This is a genomic window from uncultured Cellulomonas sp., assembly GCF_963527515.1.
Lineage (GTDB): Bacteria > Actinomycetota > Actinomycetes > Actinomycetales > Cellulomonadaceae > Cellulomonas.
Genome location: NZ_CAURTV010000004.1, coordinates 33145 through 57686 on the forward strand (window position 1 = coordinate 33145; position 24542 = coordinate 57686).

The 24542-nt window shown below is 71.7% G+C and carries 20 protein-coding genes; 6 read left to right on the forward strand and 14 right to left on the reverse strand.

All coding sequences use genetic code 11. The annotated features are described in order from the left end of the window. Positions 1-6: 6 nt before the first annotated feature. Positions 7-501: a low molecular weight protein-tyrosine-phosphatase gene (locus RYN42_RS02265; protein ID WP_315093360.1), complete on the reverse strand. Its 495-nt coding sequence runs from the start codon at positions 499-501 to the stop codon at positions 7-9. A 24-nt stretch (positions 502-525) separates the two neighbouring features. Next, complete coding sequence (locus RYN42_RS02270; RefSeq protein WP_315093362.1) at positions 526-2826, reverse strand: esterase-like activity of phytase family protein; 2301 nt, start codon at positions 2824-2826, stop codon at positions 526-528. Between the two features lie 132 nt (positions 2827-2958). On the opposite strand from RYN42_RS02270, the gene RYN42_RS02275 reads away from it, so the two are divergent. Next, positions 2959-3885 carry an NADP-dependent oxidoreductase gene (locus RYN42_RS02275; RefSeq protein WP_315093364.1) on the forward strand — a complete coding sequence of 309 codons (927 nt, stop codon included), beginning with the start codon at positions 2959-2961 and terminating at the stop codon, positions 3883-3885. A gap of 218 nt (positions 3886-4103) precedes the next feature. On the opposite strand, the gene RYN42_RS02280 is transcribed toward RYN42_RS02275, so the two are convergent. Together RYN42_RS02280 and map are read right to left on the reverse strand one after the other, a co-directional pair. After that, entirely contained in the window at positions 4104-5621 is a 1518-nt protein-coding gene (locus RYN42_RS02280; RefSeq protein WP_315093366.1) for a CoA-acylating methylmalonate-semialdehyde dehydrogenase, read from the reverse strand. A 289-nt stretch (positions 5622-5910) separates the two neighbouring features. Further along, the gene (gene map, locus RYN42_RS02285; RefSeq protein WP_315093367.1) at positions 5911-6675 is read right to left on the reverse strand and encodes a type I methionyl aminopeptidase; all 765 of its coding nucleotides are present in this window, start codon (positions 6673-6675) and stop codon (positions 5911-5913) included. Between the two features lie 331 nt (positions 6676-7006). On the opposite strand from map, the gene RYN42_RS02290 reads away from it, so the two are divergent. After that, positions 7007-7753 carry a VOC family protein gene (locus tag RYN42_RS02290; protein WP_315093369.1) on the forward strand — a complete coding sequence of 249 codons (747 nt, stop codon included), beginning with the start codon at positions 7007-7009 and terminating at the stop codon, positions 7751-7753. On the opposite strand, the gene RYN42_RS02295 is transcribed toward RYN42_RS02290, so the two are convergent. The 3 genes from RYN42_RS02295 to aceA form a co-directional block, all read right to left on the reverse strand. Continuing rightward, positions 7707-8519 (reverse strand): NAD(P)H-binding protein, encoded by an 813-nt coding sequence (locus RYN42_RS02295; protein WP_315093371.1) that lies wholly within the window; start codon positions 8517-8519, stop codon positions 7707-7709. The two genes, RYN42_RS02290 and RYN42_RS02295, sit on opposite strands and share 47 nt — an antisense overlap. A 129-nt stretch (positions 8520-8648) precedes the next feature. Further along, complete coding sequence (aceB, locus tag RYN42_RS02300; RefSeq protein WP_315093372.1) at positions 8649-10292, reverse strand: malate synthase A; 1644 nt, start codon at positions 10290-10292, stop codon at positions 8649-8651. Between the two features lie 118 nt (positions 10293-10410). Then, positions 10411-11709 carry an isocitrate lyase gene (gene aceA, locus RYN42_RS02305; RefSeq protein ID WP_315093373.1) on the reverse strand — a complete coding sequence of 433 codons (1299 nt, stop codon included), beginning with the start codon at positions 11707-11709 and terminating at the stop codon, positions 10411-10413. A gap of 148 nt (positions 11710-11857) precedes the next feature. On the opposite strand from aceA, the gene RYN42_RS02310 reads away from it, so the two are divergent. The 3 genes from RYN42_RS02310 (at position 11858) to RYN42_RS02320 (ending at position 16129) form a co-directional block, all read left to right on the forward strand. Then, the gene (locus RYN42_RS02310) at positions 11858-13315 is read left to right on the forward strand and encodes a helix-turn-helix domain-containing protein (protein WP_315093375.1); all 1458 of its coding nucleotides are present in this window, start codon (positions 11858-11860) and stop codon (positions 13313-13315) included. Between the two features lie 154 nt (positions 13316-13469). Then, positions 13470-15638, forward strand: a complete 2169-nt coding sequence (locus RYN42_RS02315; protein WP_315093376.1) for a PKD domain-containing protein — start codon at positions 13470-13472, stop codon at positions 15636-15638. Next, the gene (locus tag RYN42_RS02320) at positions 15632-16129 is read left to right on the forward strand and encodes a MauE/DoxX family redox-associated membrane protein (RefSeq protein ID WP_315093377.1); all 498 of its coding nucleotides are present in this window, start codon (positions 15632-15634) and stop codon (positions 16127-16129) included. The genes RYN42_RS02315 and RYN42_RS02320 overlap by 7 nt, the downstream gene beginning before the upstream one ends. Here RYN42_RS02320 and RYN42_RS02325 read toward each other — a convergent pair. The 3 genes from RYN42_RS02325 to RYN42_RS02335 all read right to left on the reverse strand — a co-directional run bounded on the left by RYN42_RS02325 (position 16098) and on the right by RYN42_RS02335 (position 18274). Next, a complete protein-coding gene (locus tag RYN42_RS02325) occupies positions 16098-17432 on the reverse strand; it encodes an APC family permease (RefSeq protein ID WP_315093379.1) in 1335 nt (444 codons plus the stop codon). The two genes, RYN42_RS02320 and RYN42_RS02325, sit on opposite strands and share 32 nt — an antisense overlap. A 48-nt stretch (positions 17433-17480) precedes the next feature. Further along, on the reverse strand, positions 17481-18047 hold the full coding sequence (locus tag RYN42_RS02330; protein WP_315093381.1) for a hypothetical protein: 567 nt from the start codon (positions 18045-18047) through the stop codon (positions 17481-17483). 74 nt (positions 18048-18121) lie between these two features. Next, positions 18122-18274, reverse strand: a complete 153-nt coding sequence (locus tag RYN42_RS02335) for a hypothetical protein (protein WP_315093382.1) — start codon at positions 18272-18274, stop codon at positions 18122-18124. 216 nt (positions 18275-18490) lie between these two features. On the opposite strand from RYN42_RS02335, the gene RYN42_RS02340 reads away from it, so the two are divergent. Further along, positions 18491-19654: a N(5)-(carboxyethyl)ornithine synthase gene (locus tag RYN42_RS02340; protein ID WP_315093383.1), complete on the forward strand. Its 1164-nt coding sequence runs from the start codon at positions 18491-18493 to the stop codon at positions 19652-19654. Between the two features lie 32 nt (positions 19655-19686). Here the strand turns inward: RYN42_RS02340 and RYN42_RS02345 are convergent, their stop codons facing one another. The 4 genes from RYN42_RS02345 to RYN42_RS02360 all read right to left on the reverse strand — a co-directional run bounded on the left by RYN42_RS02345 (position 19687) and on the right by RYN42_RS02360 (position 24523). Further along, positions 19687-21747, reverse strand: coding sequence for a right-handed parallel beta-helix repeat-containing protein (locus RYN42_RS02345; RefSeq protein ID WP_315093384.1), 2061 nt, complete (start codon positions 21745-21747; stop codon positions 19687-19689). 71 nt (positions 21748-21818) lie between these two features. Next, entirely contained in the window at positions 21819-22352 is a 534-nt protein-coding gene (locus tag RYN42_RS02350; protein ID WP_315093385.1) for a hypothetical protein, read from the reverse strand. A gap of 153 nt (positions 22353-22505) precedes the next feature. Further along, positions 22506-23471, reverse strand: coding sequence for a carbohydrate ABC transporter permease (locus tag RYN42_RS02355; RefSeq protein WP_315093387.1), 966 nt, complete (start codon positions 23469-23471; stop codon positions 22506-22508). 8 nt (positions 23472-23479) lie between these two features. Next, a complete protein-coding gene (locus tag RYN42_RS02360) occupies positions 23480-24523 on the reverse strand; it encodes an ABC transporter permease subunit (protein WP_315093389.1) in 1044 nt (347 codons plus the stop codon). Positions 24524-24542 lie beyond the last annotated feature (19 nt).

The following is a 24542-nucleotide window of genomic DNA, read 5'->3' on the forward strand; positions in this document are numbered from 1 at the left end:
CCTCGGTCAACCGTGCTCGGGGACGCGGGCATTCCCGAGCGCCGCCCGGACGTGCTGCACGATCCCGTCCGCCGCCGCCTCGATCTGCGCCAGGCAGTCCTCGAAGTCCTGCGCGCCGCCGTACCAGGGGTCCGCCACATCGAGGTCACGCTCGTCGGCGGCGGGGTCGAACGACCGGAAGAGCACGGGTTCCAAGTCAAGCCTGCGGAGCGCCCGGGCGTGCACGGTGGTCATCGCCAGCACCAGGTCGCGAGCGTCGCCGGCTCGCACCTGGCGCGCGCGGTGGCCGTCGCCGGCGGGGTAGCCGTGGCCCAGCAGGACGGTCCGGGCGCGACGGTCCACCGGGTTGCCGCGCTCTTCGTCGCTGATGCCCGTGGAGTCGACCACCACCCGGTCCGCCAGGCCCGCGGCGGCGAACCGCTCCCGCAGCACCACCTCGGCCATCGGGGAGCGACAGATGTTGCCGGTGCAGACGACCATGACGGAGTACGGGGTGGGCATCCCGTCATGATCGCTGCTCGGGCGTCACCTGTGCGCCCGGAACACCTTCGCCGCCGAGCCGAGGCGCAGGAGCACGGTCTCGCCCGTCGCGTCCTTGAGCCCGTCGTTGTCGGTCACGGCGTAGACCTGCCCGTCACCGCCGATGGTCAGGCCCTCGACCTTCTCCTGCGTCCACCCGTTCGTCGCCCGCAGGTCCGGCACCAGGTCCCGCACGAGCGTCTTGGTGAGCGTGCCGACCGTGCCGGGCGCGGGGTCCTTCCTCGGGATCTGCACCGCGTAGACGGCCTTGACCCTGGCGTCCGGACCGTTGAGCTTGTCGCGCTCGATCACGGCGAGGGTGTCGCGGTCGACGACGGTGATCTCCGAGAGCCCGATCCAGTCGCCGGCCGTCGTCGTCGTGCCCAGCGGGTAGGCGAACCACGCCCAGCCGCCGGTCGACACGTCGTAGCGGCCGATGCGCGCACGGGCCTCGTCACCGCTGAGCCCGCGCTGGAGGGCGACCCAGACGTGCTCGCCGCGCGAGTCCTGGGTGGCAGCCACCCCCTCGATGCCCCACTTCGTGAGCCCCGCCGCGACGTCGGCGGGCAACGGCACGGTCTGCTGCACCGCGCCCGCCGCGTCCGTCCGGACCAGCGCGTTCGCGGCACCGGTGGCCCCCTCGGAGCCGAGCCAGAACCCGCCCTGACGACGGGCCGAGACGCCCTCGATGTCGAACGATGCCGGCGTGCCCCCCTGCGTCACGACGACATCGCGATCGATCACCGCGGGCTTGCGCGACACGTCCAGCCGGAGCAGGTGCGCGGCTCCGTAGGCCGCGTCGCTCGCTGTCCAGAGGTGCTTCCTGTCGGTCGGGTCGGCGCTCAGCGCGCCGAGGGCGCCCCAGCCGATCGGGTTGCCCGCGGCGTCGTCGGCGGAGACGACGCTCGGGAACTGCGGGGTGCCGGCCGCCCTGGCGAAGGCCTTGCCGCGGCCGAACACGGTGACCGACGACCGGACCAGGACGGACGCGTCGTCGGTCTCGCTCGACACCAGCAGCAGGTCCCGCGACGGCACCGGCAGGATGCCCTCCGGGCCGTTGGTGGTGGCCAGCACCTGGACGAACCGCGGGTGCGCGGCGTCGTCCACGTCGTACACGGCGACGAAGTTCGACCGCTCAGACCCGACGAACGCGTACCGCCGGCCGCCGAGGGTCGCGACGGCCAGACCCTCGATCTCGACGCCCTTCTTCCCGGCTCGCGACTCGGAGTGCAGCCCGGTCCGGACCGCCAGCCGCTCGAGCTCGGCGCCGGCGTCCCAGACCACCGCGCCGGACGTGTCGAAGACGGTCCACCCGCGGGTGCCGCCCTTCCAGTCGCCCTCGTTGGCGGTAGCCAGGTGGGTCGCGTCGAGCCACGCCACCGCGTCGGGCTCCCGCGGGGTGAGCGGGATCGACCCGGTCTGGGTGATGACCCCGTCCTGCCCGGTGTCGATCCCGCTCACCGCGACGCTCCCCGCGCTGAACACGGAGCTGAGCGTCCCGGACGCGATGTCGACCAGCGCGATGCCGTTGTTCTCCTGCAGGGTCACGGCGACCGTGGTCCCGGTGGGGTCGACCGCGACGTACTCCGGCTCCGGGTCCTGCGGGGTGTCCAGCCCGGCGAGCGCCTCCGCGGGGAACGGCACCGCGCGGGTGCTCCAGGCAGCCGGGTCCGGGCCGGGCAGGTCCACCAGCTGCAGGAAGCCGCCGGGCAGCTGCGGCAGGTCGCCCTTCTTCCCACCGGCCGGGGCCACGTCCTCGTCGCGCTGGTTCTCGATCGCGATCGCCGCGTGCGCCCTGTCCGGCGTGAGCGCGATCGAGTCGGGCTGGCCGCCGAGGTCGAGGGTCCGCACGAGCGCGTGCGTCGCCAGGTCGACCACAGCGAGCAGTCCCGACGGGTTGGTGAAGCTCTCCGACGTGTCGACGACGACCAGCACGTAGCCGCCGACCACGGCCACCGACGTCGGCTCCGCGTGGTCGCCCACCCCGAGGTCCGCCGTCAGGTCGAGGGTGCCGAGGCCCCGCGGCGTCGCGGGGTCCGTGATGTCGACGAAACCGATCCGGCCCGCGAGCGCGTCGGTGTGGATGAACGTCAGGCCGTCCTCGCTGACGGCAGAGATCTCCGCGACCGTCGGGTCGGCGGCCGGCACGTCCGCCGGGCGGTTCAGGTACACGGGGTAGGTCGCGAGGCGGTGGAACACGCCCTGGGGGGACGGCTGGGGGTGCGCCGCCGCGGTGGTCGCTCCGAGTCCCGCGCAGAGCACGGCGGTGCAGGTCAGCGCGACGAGTGCGCGGCGGGCGTGCGGCATCGAGGTCCCCTTCGATCGGTGTGCCCCGAGGGTGACCAGGACAGATGTCCGATTCCGGGCGGCCGGGTGAACGGGCCAGGGCCAGCAGGTGACGATCGGAACACCCGTCGCCGGTGCCGAGTTGTGGGGGGCATGCGAGCCATCACCTACTCCCGCTACGGCGGCGCCGACGTCCTCGAGCTCACCGACCAGCCGACCCCCAAGGTGGGCCCGGACAGCGTGCTCGTCCGCGTGCGCGCCGCCTCGGTCAACCCGGTGGACTGGAAGGTCCGCGCCGGCTACCTCGACGCGATCATGGACATCACGTTCCCCGCGGTACCCGGCTGGGACGTCGCCGGCGTCGTCGAGCGGGTCGGGCTCGACACCCCCGAGCTGCAGGTGGGCGACGAGGTCTACGGGTACGTGCGTCGCGACTGGCTGCACGGCGGCACGTTCGCGGAGTACGTCGCAGCCCCGGTGCGCACCCTCGCGCGCAAGCCGTCGACCCTCTCGTTCGAGGAGGCGGCCGCCGTGCCGCTGGCCGGGCTGACCGCGTACCAGGTGATCCGGCGTGCCGGCGTCCACGACGGACAGACGGTCCTCGTGCACGCGGCGGCGGGCGGCGTCGGCGCGTTCGCGGTGCAGATCGCCCGCTCGCTCGGCGCACGGGTCATCGGCACGGCCTCGTCGCGCAACCACGAGTACCTGAGCGGGCTGGGCGCGGAGCCGGTGGAGTACGGCGACGGTCTGGTGGACCGCGTCCGCGCCCTGGCGCCGGACGGTGTCGACGTGGTGCTCGACTTCGGTGGGGACGACCTCGTCGAGACGTCCCGTGCCGTGCTCGCCCCGGACGGGGTCGTGGCGTCGATCGTCGACGCCGCCGCTCGCGACGAGCTCGGCGGCCACTACGTCTGGGTCAGGCCCAGCACCGAGGACCTCGACGCCCTCACGGCCCTGATCGACGCCGGCACCGTGGCGGTCGACGTCGCCGAGGTGTTCGAGCTGGCCGACGCCGCCGCGGCCCACGAAGCGAGCCAGACCGGCCACGTGCGGGGCAAGGTCGTCGTCCGCGTCGACTGACCCACCCCGCGACGGCCCGCACCCTAGGCGAGGGTGCGGGCCGTTCGTGCAGCGTCCGAGGAAGTGGCTGCCCTGGCGACCACATGCTCGGACGCTGCGGTCTCTCCCCAGCGGGCGTCCGAGCATGTGGTTGCTGGAGCAGCCACATGCTCGGACGTTGCGTGCTTCCTGCGGGACGTCCGAGCAGCTGGGGGCTCCAGCGACCTTCTGCTCGGACGTCAGTGGCTGGTGGTGCGGCCGAAGTGGAAGCGGGCCGTCGCCGGGCTGCTGGGCCAGCGGCTGGTGACCACCTTGCCGCGCGTGTAGAAGCGCACCGACTCGGGGCCGTAGATGTGGCTCTCGCCGAACAGCGAGTTCTTCCAGCCGCCGAACGAGTGCCACCCCACCGGCACCGGGATCGGCACGTTGATGCCGATCATGCCGACGTTCACCGCCCGCTGGAACGTGCGGGCGGCGTCGCCGGAGGACGTGAACAGCGCGGTGCCGTTGCCGTACGGGTTGGCGTTCACCAGCGCGATCGCCTCGGTCAGGTCCGCCGCCCGGATCACCACGAGCACCGGCCCGAAGATCTCCTCGACGTACGCGCGCATGTCCGTGGAGACGCCGTCGAGGACGGTGGGGCCGACGAAGAACCCGTTCTCGTGACCGACCACCGTGTGCCCGCGACCGTCCACGACGGCGGACGCACCGTTGTCGACCGCGTCGGTGACGATCTCCTCGATGCGCAGCTGCGACGCCTTCGTGATCACCGGACCCATGTCGGAGTCCGGGTCGTTGCCGGGCGCCACCCGGACCTTCTCCGCCCCCGCGCGCAGCCGCTCGAGCAGCGCGTCCGCCACCTCGTCGACGACGACCGCCACCGAGATCGCCATGCACCGCTCGCCGGCCGCGCCGAACGCCGCGCCGGTCAGGTGCGTCGCCGCCAGGTCCAGATCGGCGTCGGCCAGCACGACCGCGTGGTTCTTGGCCCCGCCGAGCGCCTGCACCCGCTTGCCGTGCGCGGTCGCGGTGGCGTGCACGTGCTGCGCGATCGGCGTCGAGCCGACGAACGAGACGGCCGCGATGTCGGGGTGGGTCAGGAGCGCGTCGACGGCCACCCGATCACCCTGCACCACCGAGAACACGCCGTCCGGCAGCCCGGCCGCCTTCCACATCCTCGCCAGGAACAGGGACGCCGACGGGTCCCGCTCGGACGGCTTGAGGATGAACGCGTTGCCCGTGGCGATGGCCATCGGCGACATCCACAGGGGCACCATCGCGGGGAAGTTGAACGGGGTGATGCCGGCGACGACACCGAGCGGCTCGCGGAACGAGAACACGTCGACACCCGTCGCGGCCTGGTCCGTGTACTCGCCCTTGAGCAGCTGCGGCATCCCGCACGCGTACTCGATGACCTCCAGGCCGCGGGCGATCTCCCCGTGGGAGTCGGCGAGCACCTTGCCGTGCTCGGCGGTGATGATGGCGGCCAGCTCGTCCGTGTGCTGCACGATCTGCTCGCGCAGCGCGAACAGCACCGCGGCGCGCTTGGCGACGGGTTCCTGCGACCACGACTCCGCCGCGACGACGGCCGCCGCGACCGCTGCGTCGACGTCGGCCTGCTCCGCGAGCAGGACCCGACCGGACACCTGCCCGGTCGCGGGATCGAACACGTCCTGGGTCCGTGACCCCTCGGGCGTCGTCACCTGCCCCCCGACGACGTGACCGATGAGCGGAGCAGTCTCGACGAGCGCGGACATCAGGGGCCCTCTTCCGTGCGGATCCGCCGGCGTTGCCGGATCGAGCCAATCTAAGTCCGCCGTCAAGACAGCGTGCGGAGGCCGCGAGAACAACGGTGCGGAGGCCGCGAGAACAACGTTGAGCGCGCGATGCGGGGGCAGAACGCACCCAACGTTGTTCTGGATCGATTCAGCCGATGGCGAGGGTGGCGGCGAGCAGGGCTCGGCCGCGGGGCGGGGGTCGGGTGCCGGGGTCGCAGCGTCCGAGCAGAGGTGAGCCCGGGCCTGCATCTGCTCGGACGTTGCGGGGTCAGTCGCGGGCCGTGAGGACCAGGGGGCCGTCGGGGGTGATGGCGATCGTGTGCTCCGCGTGGGCGGCGAGGGAGCCGTCGGCGGTGCGGATGGTCCAGCCGTCGTCGTCGATCGTGTACTCGTCGCCGCCGGCCATGAACCAGGGCTCGATCGCGATGACCAGGCCCGCCTTGAGCTTCTGACCGGTACCGCGGCGCCCGAGGTTGGGCACGTGCGGGTCCTCGTGCATGGTCCGGCCGACGCCGTGCCCGCCGAAGTCGGCATTGATCCCGTACCCGCCCGCGCGGCCGATGTCGCCGATGGCCGACGAGACGTCGCCCATCCGCGCGCCGGCACGGGCGGCCGCGATGCCGGCGTCGAGAGCCCGCTCGGTGGTCTCGATGAGCGCGGTGACCTCGGGAGACTGCGTGCCGATCTGGAAGGTGAGCGCGGAGTCGGCCACCCAGCCCTGGACCTGCGCGGCGAAGTCGATGCTGAGCACGTCGCCGTCGGCCAGCACGTAGTCGGACGGGAGGCCGTGCAGCGCGGCGTCGTTGACGGAGGTGCACAGCACGCCCGGGTACGGCATCGCGCCGAACGACGGGTGGTAGCCCAGGTAGACGGAGTGCGCACCGGCGGCGTCGATCATCCGGTGCGCGTGGGTGTCCAGCTGCTTGAGGGTCATCCCCTCGCGGGCGACGTCACGCAAGGAGGAGAGCACGCCGGCGACGAACGTGCCGGCAGGACGCATCTGGTCGATCTGGGAGGGGTTCTTGAGAGCCACGGCTCCACCCTGCCACGAGATGGGCAGGCAACAGCCCGTGGGCCGGACCTCCGAGGAGGCCCTGCCGCGAAGGACGAGGTCGCGGCTCCCACGGGCTGCGGTGACTGCCATGGATTCGCTCGCCGGTCCGGGTGGGCCTGCGGGCGGATCGCCTGTGCAATCCGTCCGAGTACTTTCGGGCGACTAGCGGACAGTCACCTCACGCGTCCTGGAATAGAACATGTCCTGGACCACCTCCTTCCCGTGTCCGACGACCGTACGTCCGGATCCACGCGCGCGCCAAGGGGTTTTCCGGGTGGCGAACACGGGAACACGTGAGGACCCTGGAGGGGTGATCTCCGGGCTGCACGTGCTGCTGGCCAGCTCCGACCCGGCGGCCGACCGCGCCTTCCTGCGGGACGTGCTCGGGTGGTCGTCGGTCGAGGACGCGACGTCCGGCGACGGCTGGCTGATCTTCGCCCTGCCACCGGCGGAGCTGGGGGTGCACCCGGGCGACTCCGCCGACGGCGCCACGCTGCACCTCATGTGCGAGGACCTGGACGGCACGCTGGCGGACCTGGCGACGAAGGGCGTCCGCCCGCTCGACCCTCCGCACACCGAGTCGTGGGGCGTCGTCACCCGGATCCCGCTCCCGAGCGGCGGCTCCCTCGGGCTGTACGAGCCGCAGCACCCGTCGCCGCTCGGTCGCGAGCCGATCACCCGCCACGCCGGGCTCGAGCTCTCCCTGTCGACGACGGTCCTCGAGGCGCGCGACGCCAACGCGCTCGCGGACTTCTACCGACGCCTGCTGGGCTGGCGCGTGATGGCCGAGGAGCCCGGCTGGGTCATGCTGCGACCGCCCAGCGGCGGCACGGGGATCTCGTTCAGCTCCGACCCGCTCTACGAGACGCCGGTGTGGCCCGCGACGACCGACCACCAGCAGATGATGGAGCACCTCGACATCTGGGTGAACGACCTGGACAGGGGGGTCGAGCACGCGCTCGCCGAGGGCGCCACGCTCGCCGGCTTCCAGCCGCAGGACGAGGTCCGCGTCATGCTCGACCCGGCCGGCCACCCGTTCTGCCTGTTCGAGAGCTGACGCCCCCGAGCCACTCGGCGAACGTCACGCGGCCGACCGCGTGCGCGGGCGTCAGATGGTCCCCGCGACGAAACCCGCCCAGCCCCGGGACGGGGGCGGTCCACACCGGTCGGCGTCGACCGGTCACCGCGAGGTACGTGCGCATCAGGTCGGTGGTGGTGAGCACCTCGGGACCGCCGAGGTCGTCGACCCGTCCGGACGGTCCCGCGTCGACCAGCTCGACCAGCCGCGTCGCCACCTCGCGCACGTCCACGGGCTGGTCGCTCACACCCGCCGGAGCGATCGCCACCGGTGCGCGCGAGAGGGCGTCCAGCACGCCGGCCACGAAGTCGTGGAACTGCGTCGCGCGCAGGGTCGTCCACGGCACTCCGCCGTCCTCGATGATCTCCTCGACGCGATGCTTGGCCCGGTAGAGCGGGAACGGCACCCGGTCGACGCCCACGATGGAGATGTAGACCAGGTGCGGGACCGCCGCCGCGCGGGCCGCGAGCAGCAGCTGCACCGCGGCGTCCAGGTCGTGGTCGGGGTGGCGCGGGGCGCTGGCGCAGTGCACCACGGCGGCGACGCCGTCGACCGCTTCGCGCACACCGTCACCCGTCCGCAGGTCGCCGACCACCCAGTCCACCGCCGCGGGCGCTGCCGGTGTCGGGCCGCGCCGGCTGAGCAGCCGCACCGGCCGGCCGGCGTCGAGGAGCGTGCGGACCAGCGTGCGGCCCAGGGTCCCGGTGCCGCCGGTGACCAGCACGGGGCGTTCGTCGTCGGCCATGCGGACCATCCTGGCCCACGGCTCCGGGCGCCGACGAGCCCCGATTCGCCCGTGCCGGCGGCTCAGGCAGCGTGGCGGGTGCGACACGGCCCGGGTCGACGCTGACCCGGGCCGTGACGCGGTCGTCGCTCAGGCGCGGTCGACCAGGAACTGCGTGTACGCCGGCACGGTGAGGAACGTCGGGAAGTCCTCCGCCAGGGCCACCTGCCGGAACAGGTCGGCCGCGTCGTCGTACCGGTCGCCTTCCGTCCGCGGCAGCTCCGCCAGGACCTCCGTGAGCACCTGCTCGACGCGCGCGGCGTCGATGCGCGTGCCCTCGGCGGTGACGACCTCCTGGTGCACCCACTGCCACACCTGCGAGCGCGAGATCTCGGCCGTGGCGGCGTCCTCCATGAGGTGGTCGATCGCCACGGCGCCGATGCCCCGCAGCCACGCCTCGAGGTACCGGACGCCCACCGACACGTTGCCGCGCAGCCCGCCGTCGGTGACCGCGCCGGGCTCGCCGCCGCCGGCCGACGGGATGTCCAGCAGGTCCGCGGCGGTGACGTGCACGTCCTCGCGCAGCCGGTGCCGCTGGTCGACCCGGTCGCCGAGCGCCTCGTCGAACACCTCCCGCGCCACCGGGACGAGGTCCGGGTGCGCCACCCAGGTGCCGTCGTACCCCTGCCCGGCCTCCCGCTGCTTGTCCGCCCGGACCTTCGCCAGCGCCGCGGCGGTGACCTCCGGGTCGCGGCGGTCGGGGATGAACGCGCTCATCCCGCCGATGGCCTGCGCGCCCCGCTTGTGGCAGGTGGCGACGAGCAGCTCGGTGTACGCCTTCATGAACGGGACCGTCATCGTCACGCTGCCGCGGTCCGGCAGGACGAAGCGCGGTCCGCGAGCGCGGAAGTTCTTGATGACGCTGAAGATGTAGTCCCAGCGGCCGGCGTTCAGGCCGGCGCAGTGGTCGCGCAGCTCGTAGAGGATCTCCTCCATCTCGAACGCGGCCGTGATGGTCTCGATGAGCACCGTCGCGCGGATCGTCCCGTACTTCAGCCCCAGGTAGGTCTCCGTGAACCGGAACACCTCGTCCCAGAGTCGCGCCTCCAGGTGGCTCTCCAGCTTGGGCAGGTACAGGTACGGGCCGCGGCCCGAGTCGATGAGCGCCTGCGCGTTGTGGAACAGGTACAGCCCGGCGTCGACCAGGCTTGCCGACGCCGCACAGGTCTGACCCGCCCGGTCGGTGAACTCCAGGTGCTTCTCGGTCAGGTGCCAGCCGCGCGGCCGGAACACGATCGTCGGGGTGACCGACCCGACCGTGTACTCCTTGCCCTCCGGAGACGTGAAGTCGATCTGCCCGCGGATGGCGTCGAACAGGCTGTGCTGCCCGCCGATGACGTTGGCCCACGTGGGGCTGGTGGCGTCCTCCATGTCCGCGAGCCAGACCTTGGCGCCGCTGTTCAGCGCGTTGATCGTCATCTTGCGGTCGGTGGGGCCGGTGATCTCGACACGCCGGTCCTCCATGCCCGGACCGGGGCCGGCCACGCGCCAGCTCGGGTCCGCCCGGATGCCCGCCGTCAGCGGCAGGAAGTCGGGGTCGGCGCCGTTGGAGAACCGCGTCCGGCGGTGCTGGCGGCCCAGCAGCAGGTCGTGGCGCCGGCTGGAGAAGCGGAGGTGCAGGTCGGTGAGGAAGTCGACCGCCTCGGTGGTGAGGATCTCGCTGGCGCCGGACACGGAGGGCCCGGACTGTGTCAGGTGGGGTCGGATCAGCGGCGGGGGGATGGTGATGGTCATGGCAGGTGCTCCTGGGTCAGTGGGCGGTGGGCGGCGAGAACGGCAGTTGGGTGTGAGAACGGCAGTTCGACCTGCCGTTCTCGTCGCAAAGTGCCGTTCTCGCGGCCCGGGCAGAGGGTCAGTGGGTGAACTGGGCCGTCTCGGTGGAGCCCGCGAGCGCGAGGGTGGCGCTCTCCGGGCTGATCGCCGTGGCGACGCGGTCGAAGTAGCCGGTGCCGACCTCGCGCTGGTGGCGCGTGGCGGTGTACCCGTCGGTCTCGGAGGCGATCTCGGCCTCCTGCAGCTCGACGTACGCGCTCATGCCGCGCTCGGCGTAGCCGCGGGCGAGGTCGAACATCGAGTGGTTGAGGGCGTGGAACCCGGCCAGGGTGATGAACTGGAACACGTACCCGTGGCCGGCCAGCTCCCGCTGGAACCGCGCGATCTGCAGGTCGTCCAGCTGCGAGCGCCAGTGGAACGACGGCGAGCAGTTGTACGCCAGGAGCTTGCCGGGGAACCGGTCGTGGATCCTCTCGGCGAACTCGATCGCGGCGGCGACGTCCGGCGTCGACGTCTCCACCCAGATGAGGTCGGAGTGCGGCGCGTACGCCTCGGCGCGGGCGACGACGGGGTCCAGTCCCGGGCGCACCCGGTAGTAGCCCTCGGCGGTCCGCTCCCCGGTGAGGAACGGCTCGTCGCGGCTGTCGATGTCGGACGTCAGCAGGTCGGCACCGAGGGCGTCCGTCCGGGCGACGATGACGGTCGGGACGCCGGCGACGTCGGCCGCGAGCCGCGCGGCGGACAGGGTCCGCACGTGCTGCGACGTCGGGACGAGCACCTTGCCGCCCAGGTGGCCGCACTTCTTCTCGGCCGCCAGCTGGTCCTCCCAGTGCACGCCGGCCGCGCCCGCCTGGATCATCGAGTGCATGAGCTCGTAGGCGTTCAGCGGCCCACCGAACCCGGCCTCGGCGTCCGCGACGATCGGCGCCAGCCACTCCCGTGTGCGGCGGCCGTTCTCCGCGAACTCGATCTGGTCGGCCCGCAGGAGCGCGTTGTTGATCCGGCGGACCACGGCGGGCACCGAGTTGACCGGGTACAGGGACTGGTCCGGGTAGGTCTGGCCCGAGAGGTTGGCGTCGGCCGCGACCTGCCAGCCGGACAGGTAGATGGCCTCGAGCCCGGCGCGCACCTGCTGGACAGCCTGGTTGCCGGTGAGCGCCCCGAGCGCCGGGAGCAGCGTGCGCGAGTGCAGCAGCTCCCACAGGCGCTCGGCCCCGCGGCGGGCGAGCGTGCTCTCCTCGCGGACCGACCCACGCAGGGCGACGACGTCCTCGGCCGTGTGGGTGCGGCGGATGCCGGCCCAGCGCGCGTCGAGGTCCCAGCTCGCCGCGAGCTCGGCCGCGGTCTCGGTCTGGTCGCCGTGCCTGTACGTGCTCATGGTGTCCTCCGTCTTTGGCGGTTCTTCTCGGCCCTTCGGCCTGACCTCTACGTTCCTGGATGGCGAGCCGTTCTTCTCCACCGAAGTGCGCAGAAGATCGGCGGAACTTCTCCTGGACAGAAGCGCAGGCTCGGGCGATGGTGGAGGCATGACGACGACGACCGCCGGCGCGCTGGACACCCTCGTGCTCGGCCGACGGATCCGGCACCTGCGCACGGGCCGGAACATGACGCTCGACGACCTCGGTGCCGCCATCGGCCGGGCGCCGTCCCAGGTCTCGATGCTGGAGAACGGTCACCGCGAGCCCAAGCTGTCGCTCCTGGCGCAGGTGGCGGAGGCCCTCGAGGTCCCGCTGTCGGAGCTGCTGCGCACCGAGCCGCCCACCCGGCGGGCCGCCCTGGAGGTGGAGCTCGAGCGCGCCCAGCGCGGGCCGCTGTTCGCGTCCCTCGGCGTCACGCCGGTCAAGGTGGGCCGCTCGTTGCCGGCCGACGCCCTCGAGGCGCTGGTCCGCCTGCAGGCCGAGATCCAGCGGCTGCTCACCGAGAACGCGGCGACGCCGGAGGAGGCCCGCCGCGCCAACGCCGAGCTGCGCATCCGCATGCGCGCCCAGGACAACTACTTCCCGGAGCTCGAGGACCACGCCCGCCGCCTGCTCACCGCGATCGACCACCCCGGCGGCCCGCTCAGCCAGCGCGGGACCGCGGACATCGCCGCCCACCTGGGCTTCAGCCTCCACTACGTGCCGGACCTGCCGCACTCCACGCGCTCGGTCACCGACCTGGCGAACGGCCGCATCTACCTGCCGCAGGGCAACCCCGGCGCCAGCGACGCCCGCTCACCGCTCCTGCAGGCCGTCGCCAGCCACGTGCTCGGCCACGCGGAGCCCAAGGACTACGGCGACTTCCTGCGCCAGCGCGTCGAGGCCAACTACCTGGCCGCCGCGCTCATGCTCCCGGAGGACGGGGCGGTGCCGTTCCTCCAGGAGGCGAAGGCCGAGCGCCGGCTGTCGGTGGAGGACCTTCGCGACGCCTTCGCCGTGCCCTACGAGACCGCCGCCCACCGGTTCACCAACCTGGCGACGCGCCACCTCGGCATCCCCGTGCACTTCATGAAGGTCCACGAGGGCGGCACCCTGCACAAGGCGTACGAGAACGACGGCGTGAAGTTCCCGGCGGACCCGCTGGGCGCGATCGAGGGGCAGCCCGTCTGTCGCCAGTGGACCGCCCGCGTGGTGTTCACCCTGCCCGACCGGTTCTCGCCGTACTACCAGTACACCGACACGTCGTCCGGCACGTACTGGTGCACCAGCCGCGTGCAGCCGTCGTCGCAGGGGGCGTTCTCCGTGTCGGTCGGGGTGCCGTTCGCGCACGTGCGCTGGTTCCGCGGCCGCGAGACCACCGAGCGCGCGGCGTCGAAGTGCCCGGACCCGATGTGCTGCCGCCAGCCCCCCGCCGACCTGGCCGCGCGCTGGACCGACAAGTCCTGGCCGAGCGCCCGTCCGCACGCCTCCCTGCTGGCCGCGCTGCCGGTGGGCGTGTTCCCCGGGGTGGACACCACGGAGGTCTACCGGTTCCTGGACCGCCATGCGCCGGGCGCGGGTATCTAGGAGGCCTCCGACCTGCTCCTTCCCGTGACAACCGCGAGGAAGGGATCGGGCCATGGTCCTGCTTCACGTCCGCACGCACTGGTGTGACGCCCCTCCCGCGGGGACCCCGGTCCTCCAGCCACCGCCGGCGTGGACGGGGGGCTACCCGGGCACGGTGCCGCTGCAGCCGTTCGACCTCGACCCGGTCTCCGGGCTGACACGGCCGCCGACCTGGAGCGGCCCACCGGGACCGGTGGGGCCGAAGGACCTCCATCACGTCTGGTTCCCGGTGGTGCGGCTCGGCGACCTCGAGTCGGCCGGCTGGGCGGCGGGCCCCACCTGGGCCGGCAGCCCGCCACCGCCGTGGGACAGCGGCGCAGGTCTTCCGCCCGACACCCTCGACGAGGGCTACTCGGCCGCGGCCACCGGGTTCCGCGTCAACCGGGTCCGGCTGTACCTCGGCGTCAACCCGGGCACGGGCTTCACCTTCACCGTCGTCGCACCCAGCGGTGCCGTCCTGGCCACCGTGCCCAGCGTCCTCGGCTGGACGGCGTGGGTGACCGTGCCCGCGGGGATCGCCGACGGCCGGGGCATCTGGAGCGTGCTGATCGACCGCGCCCCTGCGGCGTCCGTCTCGCAGCCGGCCCTCCTCCCTCCGGCCGCCGGGCCGGCCAACGCGGTGTCCGAGTCGTACGTGTCCCCGTTCGGGAACGAGTACGAGGGGATCCTCGGGGTCGAGGTCGACGGCGAGGAGCTGACGGCGCCCGTGGCGGTCGTGGCCACCGGGTCCGTGGTGATCGGCGACTGCGACGCGAACGGCAAGCGACCGGTGGAGCTCGTGGTCACCTTCACGCCGCCGCTGCCGTCCGGCTGGGGTTACCAGCTGTCCTGGAACTCGACGCAGGCACCTCCGCCCACGACGCCCCCGGCGACCGTCGGCCCGATGCCTCTGGCCGGGCTCCGGACGACGGTGGCCTACCCGCCGGGCACCTACCTCCCGTCGGTCGTCGTCATCCTCACGCCGCCCGGCGGCGGCACGCCGACCGTCACGACGATCCAGCTCGAGTCGTCACCTGGGGCCGGACTCGTCGTCCCCGTCTGCGGGACACCCCCGTGCCCGACGCTGACCCTCACCGCGAGCCGGCAGAACCTCTGCGTGCAGGGCGGCACCACCGGACCGGTGACGTTCACCGCGACGCCGTCGCAGCCGTGGACCGGCCCGTACAGCTGGAACGTCCACGACAGCCAGATGAACCCGGTCCCGATGCCGGCCCCGACACCGACCGGCAGCACGCTGACCATGAGCTTCCCGGCGGCCGGCCAGTACACGGTCACCGCCGCGATCATCCGGTCCGCGCCCTGCGACCCGCTGATCGTGACCGCGACGCGCATCGTGCCCGTCGCCGACTGCAGCTGCCCCACGATCACCGGACCCCTGAACGCGACGCCGGTCAACGCCTGCACGTTCAGCTTCAGCGCCACCGTGACGCCCGGGCCCAGCGGTCAGCCGGTCACCTACGCGTGGGACTTCGGGGACGGTCAGACGTCGTCCGCGCCGCCACCCGTCAGCCACACCTACGCCACCGGGACCAGCGGCCCGCGCACGGTGACGCTCACCGTCTCGGGGTCGGACCCCGCCGCCTGCACGGACGTCGAGCCGGTCCAGGTGACGGTCGACTGCGGCGGGGGGACGCCGCCCTGCCCGTCCCTGAGCGGCATCGTGGCGACGCAGCGTCCGGGGACGACGTGCACGTTCGACCTCTCCGTGACCGTGACCGACGGCTCACCGGGCTCGACCGTCACGTGGTCGCTGCCGGGCGGCGGGACCGCGACCGGTCCGACGACGAGCGTCACGCTCGCGCCCGGAGCCAGCGGCACCGCCACCGCCACCGTCAGCAGCCCCGACCGTCCCGGCTGCCCCGACGCCTCGACGTCGACCACCCTCACCTGCACGTCGCCGCCGCCGCCCATCGGCTGCGCCATCCTGCTGGTCCTCGCGCTGATCCTGCTGCTGCTCGGCGGCATCGTCACGATCATCGGGATCTGCATCGCCGTGCCCTGGGTCATCGTCGTCGGCGCGATCATCGCCGCCGTCGGCCTCATCCTGTTCATCCTCTGGGCGCTGCTCTGCGCGGCGAGCACCCCGTGCAGCCTCATGAGGACCCTGCACTGCATCCTGTTCTGGATCGTCGCCGTCGTGGTGCCGGCCGTCACGATCCTCATGCTGATCTTCAGCCAGCTGCCGTGCGCCATCGCGACAGCGGTCACCGGCGTCGCGTGGGGCTCGATCTACGCGTGGCTCGGCTTCATCATGCGGTCCGTCCGGTGCACGCCGACATGCTGAGCGCCGCAACCCAATCCGCCGTCGCGGGGATGCTCACGGTGGGCCTCGGACTGATGTGGGTGTGGGCAGGCATCGCCAAGCTGCGGCACCCGCTCGACCCCGACCGGCTCCAGGTCCTGCTCCCGCTGCCCGTGCCGGTGCTGGCCGTGGCGGCGGGCGCGCTGCCCGTCGTCGAGCTCGCGCTGGGCGGCCTGCTCCTGACCCGCACGCAGGTCACCCTCGTCGGCTGGGTCAGCGCCCTGCTGCTGGTCGGGTTCGCCACGGTCCAGGCAACCGCGCTGGTGCGGGCGTCCCTGGCACCCACCGGGGTGTCGCCGGCGGCTCAGGCCGTGGCCGGGTGCGGGTGCTTCGGACGGGCAGCCCCCGCGGTGGTGATCGACCGGTCCACGCCACCCGACCTGCAGCGCGCGGGACTGCACATGGCGCGCGCCCTGGTGCTCGCCGCAGTCGCGGTCGCGATCACCCTGCCGTGCCCGTACTGCGTGGCGTAGGTCGCACCGACGACCGTCGCGTGACCAGGTACAGGACGAGCCCGACGGCCAGCAGCACACCTGCCAGCAGCCAGTGCCGGGCGTCCTGCTGGGTGAGCAGTCCGAGGCAGGACACGATCGCGAGCACCGGCAGCGCGGTCCACGTGCGGAAGTGCGGACGGTCGACCTGCTCGCGCCGGAGCACCAGCACGGCGACGTTGGTGCTCAGGAAGACGAACAGCAGCAGGAGGACCACGGTCGAGGCCAGGTCCTCCAGCGAGCCGGTCAGCGAGAGCAGCATGGCGACGACCGTGGTGACGACGATCGCCACGATCGGCGTGCGCCGACCCGGCAGGACCCGTGAGAACGGCGTCGGCAGGAGGCCCTCCTCGCCCATCCCGTACGCGAGCCGGCTCGCCATGATCATCGTCAGGAGCGCGCCGTTGGCCACCGCCACCAGCGCGACGACGGAGAACAGCTCGAGCGGGACCCCGCCGGCCGCCCGGACCACCTCCAGCAGCGGACCGCTCGAGCCGGCCAGGTCGTCCGGCGCCACGACCGCCGGCGCGACGATCCCGACCAGCAGGTAGACGACACCCGCCGTGAGCAGCGCCCCGAACAGCGCGCGCGGGTAGACGCGGCGGACGTCGACGATCTCCTCCGCGAGGTTGGCCGAGGTCTCGAACCCGACGAACGAGTAGAACGCGATGAGCGCCCCGCCGAGCGTCGCCGCAGCCACCCCCGTGCCCTCCGGCAGCTGCGTCAGGCGGCCGAGGTCGCCGTCGCCGCGGCCGAGGACGACCGCGCCGAGCACGACGACGAGCACCAGGCCGCTGAGCTCCACCGCGGTCATCACCACGTTCGCCCGCAGCGACTCCTTGATCCCGCGGGCGTTCAGCGCGGCGACGAGGGCGAGGAACACCAGCGCCGTCGGGACCGTCGGCACGTCGAGGAACACGGCGAGGTAGTCACCGGCGAACGCGAGCGAGAGGCCCGCCGCGGACGTCACCCCGGCGGCCAGCATGCAGAAGCCCACCAGGAACGCCACGAGCGGGCGGCGGAAGGCGCGCTGCGCGTAGACGGCGGAGCCGCCCGCCCGCGGGTACTTGGTGACCAACTCCGCGTACGACGAGGCCGTGAGCAGCGCCATGGCCAGCGCGACCAGGAGGGGCAGCCAGATCAGGCCGCCCGCCTCGTCCGCGAGCACTCCCACCAGGGCGTACACGCCCGCGCCGAGCACGTCCCCGAGGATGAAGAGGAACAGCAGGCGGCCGGAGACCGCTCGTCGCAGACCGGTCTGCTCGGTCGTCGTCGTCTCTGTCATGCGCCGAGTATCGAGGCGTCGGGACGTGTCCGCCGCTCGAGCGGCCGGTCAGGCGACGGCGGTGGCCCGTTCCTGCCGGACACGGGAGATCGCGGCCGCCAGACCGGTCCGGGCGGCGACCACGTCGACCCGCGCGAGGGCGTCGGCCCCCAGCTCCTCGTGCACGGCCACGAGCTCCGGCAACAGGTCCGCGTGCGGGACCTGCACGGTGGCCTCCAGGAGTGTCTCCGTGCCGACGGTCACCAGGTAGGACATGGCTGGCCCGAACTCGTCGGCAGGGGCGACGCGGAACCGCACGGTGCCGACCTCCACGGCGGCCGGCAGGGACTGGCCCCGCACGTGCCCGATCTCGAGCAGGTCGCGGATCGTCTTCGCGCCGTCGGCGTCGAGACCCGCCGAGGCGTCGAGCGAGTCCAGGTCGGCGAGCACCACGCACCCCTCCGTCGGCTCGTCGGAACCCGGGTGCCACGAGGCGTCGACCTCGAGCGCGAGGAAGCCGCCGCTGACCGAGAACGCGTCACGGATGAGCGCCGCCCGCTGGTCGGCGGACAGGCCGCGCATGGGGTGACGACGGGTGGTGCCGGCGGACCCGCACGAGCACGAGAGAGTGATCATGCATCCAGGGTGCAACGAACCACTGACACTGCCCGGCTGAACACGCCCGGGGCGGGCCGCTGTGACCGACGCGGCTACCGTCGCGCGCGCAGGGAGGGCCGGTGGAGCCGCTGCCGCCGAGCGGTCCGGGCGGGGACCTTCTCGAGGTGGGCCCGGCGCTGCTCCAGCCGGACCTCGAGCTCGTGCTCGTGGTGGCGGTACAACGCGATGGCAAGGTCCGGGTGCATGGGGGTCTCCTCATTGAGCACTGATGACGCGGCGGCTTGTGGCCGTGACCCACTGTCCTCCTGCGACTAGCACGTCAGTTGCACGTCGGGGGCGCCGATCACCCGATCGCCCCCGTCGTCGCGGGTGATCCGGGGCCTCACGCGCCTCTTGAGGGCCGAAGGTCCCAGTCCCGCGCCGTCCTGCCCGCGATGACCCACCCCCGACTACGATCAAGCATGAGTAAAACGCCTGCCAAGCCCGAGTTGTTGCGCCTGGGTGTGCTGGCCACGTCGCGCAAGCCCGACGAGCGGAGACTGCCGATCCACCCCGGTCACCTCGAGCGCATCGACGCGGACCTGCGGGCGCAGATGATCCTCGAACGGGGTTACGGCGCCCGTTTCGGCATCGCCGACGACCAGCTCGCGCCGCTGGTCGGGCAGATGTCCGACCGCGCCGAGGTCATCGCCCAGGCGGACGTCGTGCTGCTGCCCAAGCCGCAGGCGTCGGACCTGGAGGATCTCCGCGACGGTCAGGTGCTGTGGGGATGGCCGCACTGCGTGCAGGACCGCCGCATCACTCAGCTGGCCATCGACAAGCGGCTCACCCTGATCGCCTGGGAGGCCATGAACCACTGGCAGGCGGACGGCGGCTTCGGCCTGCACGTGTTCCACAAGAACAACGAGCTGGCGGGCTACTGCTCGGTGCTGCACGCGCTGCAGCTGTGCGGGTCGACCGGTGACTACGGGCGCAGGCTCAGCGCAGTAGTGATCGGGTTCGGGGCGACCGCGCGCGGTGCCGTCACGGCGCTCAACGCGCACGGGATCCACGACGTGCGGGTGCTGACGAACCGGGAGATCGCTGCCGTCGGCTCACCGATCCCGTCGGTGGACATCATCCACTTCGACCACGATCCCGAGGACCCGTCCGAGAGCACGGTCACCAGCGAGGGTGGACCGGTCCGGCTCGCTCCGTACCTGGCCGAGAACGACATCGTCGTCAACTGCACGTTGCAGGACCCGAACGCGCCGCTGACGTACCTGCACACCTCGGACCTGGGTGAGTTCCGGCCGGGCAGCCTCATCGTCGACGTGTCCGTCGACGAAGGGATGGGCTTCAGCTGGGCGCGGCCGACGTCGTTCGCGGACCCGATGTTCACGGTGGGTGACACCACGAACTACTACGCGGTCGACCACAGCCCGTCCCTGTTGTGGAACTCGACGACGTGGGAGATCAGCGAGGCGCTGATGCCGTTCCTGCGCACCGTGATGGCGGGGCCCGAGTCGTGGGCCTCCTCGGACACGATCCAGCGTGCGGTCGAGATCGAGGACGGTCGGATCCGCAACCAGGCGATCCTCACGTTCCAGGGCCGGTCCGCCGAGTACCCGCACCCGGCGGCGTAGGGCCCTCGGGCGACCCCTCTCCGGCCGACCAGTCAACGACGAGCGGTCACGCCAAGCCGCCGACCAGCCGGGCCCGGTGCGGCAAGGATCCGGGTCACGGGTGCCGACACGGCGAACGGCCCGGGCACGACCTGGTCCCGTGGGATCCCGAAGACATCGGCGCTCAGGTCCAGATCGGACCCGTCGGGATTGGTGTAGGACATCTCGGCCTGGTAGCTCGTCCCGAGGCGCGCGGTCGTCACCGGGGAGACGACGTCGATGCCGCCCGCGTCGAGCACGTCGACGCGGACGGTCCCGGCTTCGGCGTCGACCACCCCGACGCGCACCGGTGACGTGCCGATCACGAGGGCCGTGGGCTCCGCGCGGAACGGCTCGGCGCCATCCGCGTAGAGGTTGCCCTCGATCCAGACCGGGAGCCGTGGCCCGGCCAACGCGCTGCCGGTCTCGTTCGGGTACTCCTGCGACGTCGGGTAGGCGTCGTACTGCGAGGTGCCCACGGGGGTCGGCACGAAGGTCGCCTGGCCGGGCACGCCGTCCATGTCGATCGCGCCGGACCAGAAGCTGGCGAGTTCCGGTTCCGCCTGTGCATCCGGTTCGGTGCGTCCGCTGGTGGCGCGGTCACCGACGAAGACGTTGTTGTAGAACCGGTTGTCGCCGCCGAGGATGTTCGAGACGCCGTAGACGGCCGTGGAGTGCGGGACGTGGTACGGGGTGTACCGCTGGTGCTCGGTGCAGTTGGCGACGCGGCCCGCGACGTAGTTGTGGACGTAGGCGCCACCGGTGGACATGTCCTTGACCGCCCACGGCGACAGGAAGAGGTTCGAGTCCACGAGGTACGGTCCGTGGCAGACCTCGACCATGAAGTCCTCGGCGGTCGAGGCGAAGAACACGTTGCGCCGCACCAGGGTGCCCTGGGCCTGCCAGTCGAGCCACAGCGCGCGGTGCGTGTGGTGAATCGTGTTTCCGCTGATCAGGGTGTCGATGGCGGCGTGCAGCTTGATTCCGGCCACCTCGGCGCCGTGCCACTGTCGCTTCACGTGGATGCGCGAGATGTGGTTGTCGGCGATGGTCGAGAACGCCGCCCCCAGGTGCCCGACGACGCCGGCCTGCTCGCAGTCCCGGATCGTGTTGCGGCGCACGGTGTGGGAGCCGACGTGGTCCCGGTGCCACGGGTGCGGTTCGCCTGCGCCGGGCCCGCCCAGGACGAGCGCGCGCTGGATCACCTCGCGCTCGCGCTGCGTGCCGCCCTTGGCGCCGTCCGGCCCCGCGGCCGCCTCGTTCTGCCCGGTGCTGGCCTCCTTGCCGAGCGAGACGCCGACGTTCTTCGAGTCGGTGATCGTGTTGTCCTCGATCACCCAGCCCTTCGACCAGTGCGGGCCGATCAGGCCTTCCTGCAGCGCGGTGGGCGGGGCCCACTGCGTGGCGGCCTTCGTCAGGGTGAACCCGCGCACCGTGACGTAGTCGATGCCCGTCGCCGCGGGCCAGAGAACGAAGGTGCGCGCATTGATCTCGACCTCGTGCGAGGCCGGGTCTGCGCCCCCGAAGTTCGCCCAGATCGTCGTGACGTCGTCGCCCACCTCGCAGTACCAGGTCAGCAGCGAGCCCTCCGGGTCGAACGAGTCCGGGGTGACCTCGGGGTGCTCGACGCCGCCGAGCGTCAGCGACTCGTACATCGACTTGCCGTCGAGGTACACCTCGCCCGTGTGCCAGGTGTTGACCCGGTCGAAGAACCAGTCGCCGCCGATGCGCTCCGCGTACGGGTTGCGCGCTCCGAACAGGGCGTTCGGCACCTCCGTGACCCAGACGCGGCCCTCGGCGCCGGGGTGGGGGCGCCAGTCGGTGACCACCTCGGCACCGGAGATCGTGACGGGCTCGAAGCGCCCGTCCGGGCCTACCGCGGCCTGGTAGGTGATCGGCGCGTCGACCGTGCCGCCGCGCAGCGGGTTCACCCACTCTCGGTACACGCCTTCGTGCACGGCGACGGTGTCGCCCGGCATGGCAGCCTGAGCGGCCCGGTTGATGGTCCGGAACGGGGCGTCGGCCGACCCGTCCGCACGGTCGGAGCCGGTGGTGGTGACGTGCAGGATGGTCACGACAGCGCCTTTCATCGATCACTGGAGTCGTGTGGTGGTGAGGCCCGAGGTCGTCGCTGGTCGCGGGAGCGTCAGACCTCCGCCTCCTCCGGTTCCGGTTGCACGTACCCCCGGGCGACGAAGAACCGCTCGAGCAGGTAGCACCACCACAGGAGGATGAGCCCGGGTGCCACGAACACCGCGGGCATGAAGTTCCAGATGGCGACGCCCCCGAGGACGACGGCGATCCCGAGCAGGAACGTCAGGCTGGGCGTCGTCAGCCCCAAGGTGAGCCCGTTGCGCACCTGGCGCCAGGTGGGGTTGGTGAAGCGGGCTGCGAGGGGGAGGCACCAGAAGACCAGGAGCAGGAGGAAGAGCCCGGCGACGAGGAGCGGCACCAGGACCCCGGCCAGCCCGAGAGTGGGCAGGTAGGAGAGCGTGAGGATGCCGACGGCCGCGACCGGGACGGCCAGCAGGCCGATGACTGTTGCCTGCCTCCAGCTCTGCCCCAAGGCCTTCATGGCGACCGCCCAGAGGCCTGCGTCCTTGCCCAGGACGTACCGGCGGCAGACCTCGTAGGCGACAACCGTCCCCGCTCCCGCCGTCACGACGAGGCCGAGGCTCACGAGCCAGAACAGGCTGATCAGGATGACGGAGCCGAGCGAGTCCAGGATGCGCCACAGTCGCGACGCGGGGTTGAACCGGAAGATGGTCAGGGCCTTTCAGTGTGCGGAGCTGCGAGGCCGGCCTCCCACGGGATGCGCGGGAGGCCGACGCCGTCAGCCCTTGACGGAGCCGATCGTCAGACCGGTCACGAAGTGCCTCTGCAGGAACGGGTAGACGAGCAGGATGGGGACGGCCGCCACCATGGTGATCGCCGAGCGCAGCGCGATCGGTGTGGTGAGCTGCCCACCGCTTCCCACCGAGGCCGCGTTGGCAGCGGAGTTCGCGGAGTTCGCGCCGGCGTTCATCGAGCTCGCCAGCAGCTTCTGCAGCTCGTACTGCAGGGTGGTCAACGCCGGATCGCCCGAGTTGTACAGCAGCGTGTCCAGCCACGCGTTCCAGCTGCCGACGGCCACGAACAGACCCACCACGGCCAGCACGGGCTTGCACAGCGGCATGATGATCTGCCACCACGTGCGGAACTCGCCCGCGCCGTCCATCCGCGCCGACTCGGTGATCTCCTCGGGGATCCCCTTCATGTACGTGCGCAGGATGATGAGGTTGAACGCACTGATGATCACCGGCACCCAGTAGGCCTGGAAGCTGTTCAGCATGCCCAGGTCCTTGATGAGCAGGTAGTTGGGGATCAGCCCGGCGTCGAAGTACAGCGTCAGCACGAAGATCAGGGTGATCGGGCGGCGGAAGAGGAGCTCCTTGCGGCTGAGCGCGTAGGCGAGCATCGAGGTGAACAACAGGTTCGTCGCCACGACCACGACGGTCTTCAGGACGCTCATGATGAACGCCTGATAGATCGAGTCCATGTTGAGCACGACCTCGTAGTTCTTCAGCGAGAAGACTCGGGGCCAGATGCCGACCCCGCCGCGGACGGCGTCCATGCCGTCGTTGAGGGAGATGGCGAGCGTGTTCAGCAGCGGGTAGACCATGAGCGCCCCGAGCAGCACGAGGAAGGTCGTGTTGAGGGACGTGAAGACGATCCGCTCGGTCGTCCACTTGTGTCGCGATGCTCTCTTCCGTCCGGCGCGCCGCGAGAGAGGCTTCGGGGCAAGGGTGGTGCTTGACATGAAGGCTCCTAGACCAGCGTCTCTTGGTTGAAGCGCTTGGCCGTCGCGTTCGCCGCGCCGACCAGGAGGATGGCGACGACGGCCTTGAAGATGCCCGCGACGACGGCGAGGCTGTAGTTGCCCAGCTGGTAGCCGTAGCGCAGCACGAAGACGTCGATGGTCTCGGCCGTCTCGGCGATCAGGCCGTTGCCGAGGAAGTACGGCAGCTCGAAGTTGGTGGACAGGATCCAGCCGCTGTTGATGATGAGCAGCACGACGATCGTGGGCTGGATCCCCGGGAGCGTGATGTGGAACATCTTGCGCCAGCGGCCTGCTCCGTCGACCTCAGCGGCCTCGTACAGGGTCGGGTCGATCGCGGTGATCGCGGCCAGGTAGATGATCGTGTTCCAGCCCAGCTCCTTCCACAGGGACGTCCCGGCGACGATCCCCCAGAAGTAGTTCGGCTCGGTGAGGAACAGGACCGGTTCCTGGACGAACCCCAGGGCCATGAGGCCCTGGTTGATGAACCCGCCGGAGGAGGGCAGCGACAGCGCCACCGACGCCAGGCTCGCCACGATGACCCAGCTGAGGAAGTGGGGCATGTAGGTGATGTTCTGCATGATCCGCTTGAACGGGGCGTTCTTGACCTCGTTCAGCAGCAGCGCCAGGACGATGGCCCCCACGGTCCCGACGGTCAGGGTCAGGACCGACTGTCCCAGCGTGTTGGCCACGACCCGGCGGAACCGTTCACCGTTGACACCGGTGAACAGGTCGACGAAGTTCTCGAAGCCGACCCACTCCTGGTTCAAGATGTTGCCGCGACCCGGCTTGTAGTCCTGGAAGGCGATCGCCCAGCCGTAGACCGGGACGTACTTGAACAGGATCTGGTACATCAGCAGCGGGATGGCCATCAGGAGCAGGACCCGCTGTGACTTGATCCTCTCCCACGTGATCTTGCGCTTGGGCTCCTCGGCTGCGCGCTTCCGGGCCTTGCGGCGACGCCACTTGCTGGGGAGCCCCACGGCCGGGTCGAGCCCGGTGCCGGTCACCACGTTGGCCGGTGAGTCGATCATCTGTTCAACCTCGTCGTCG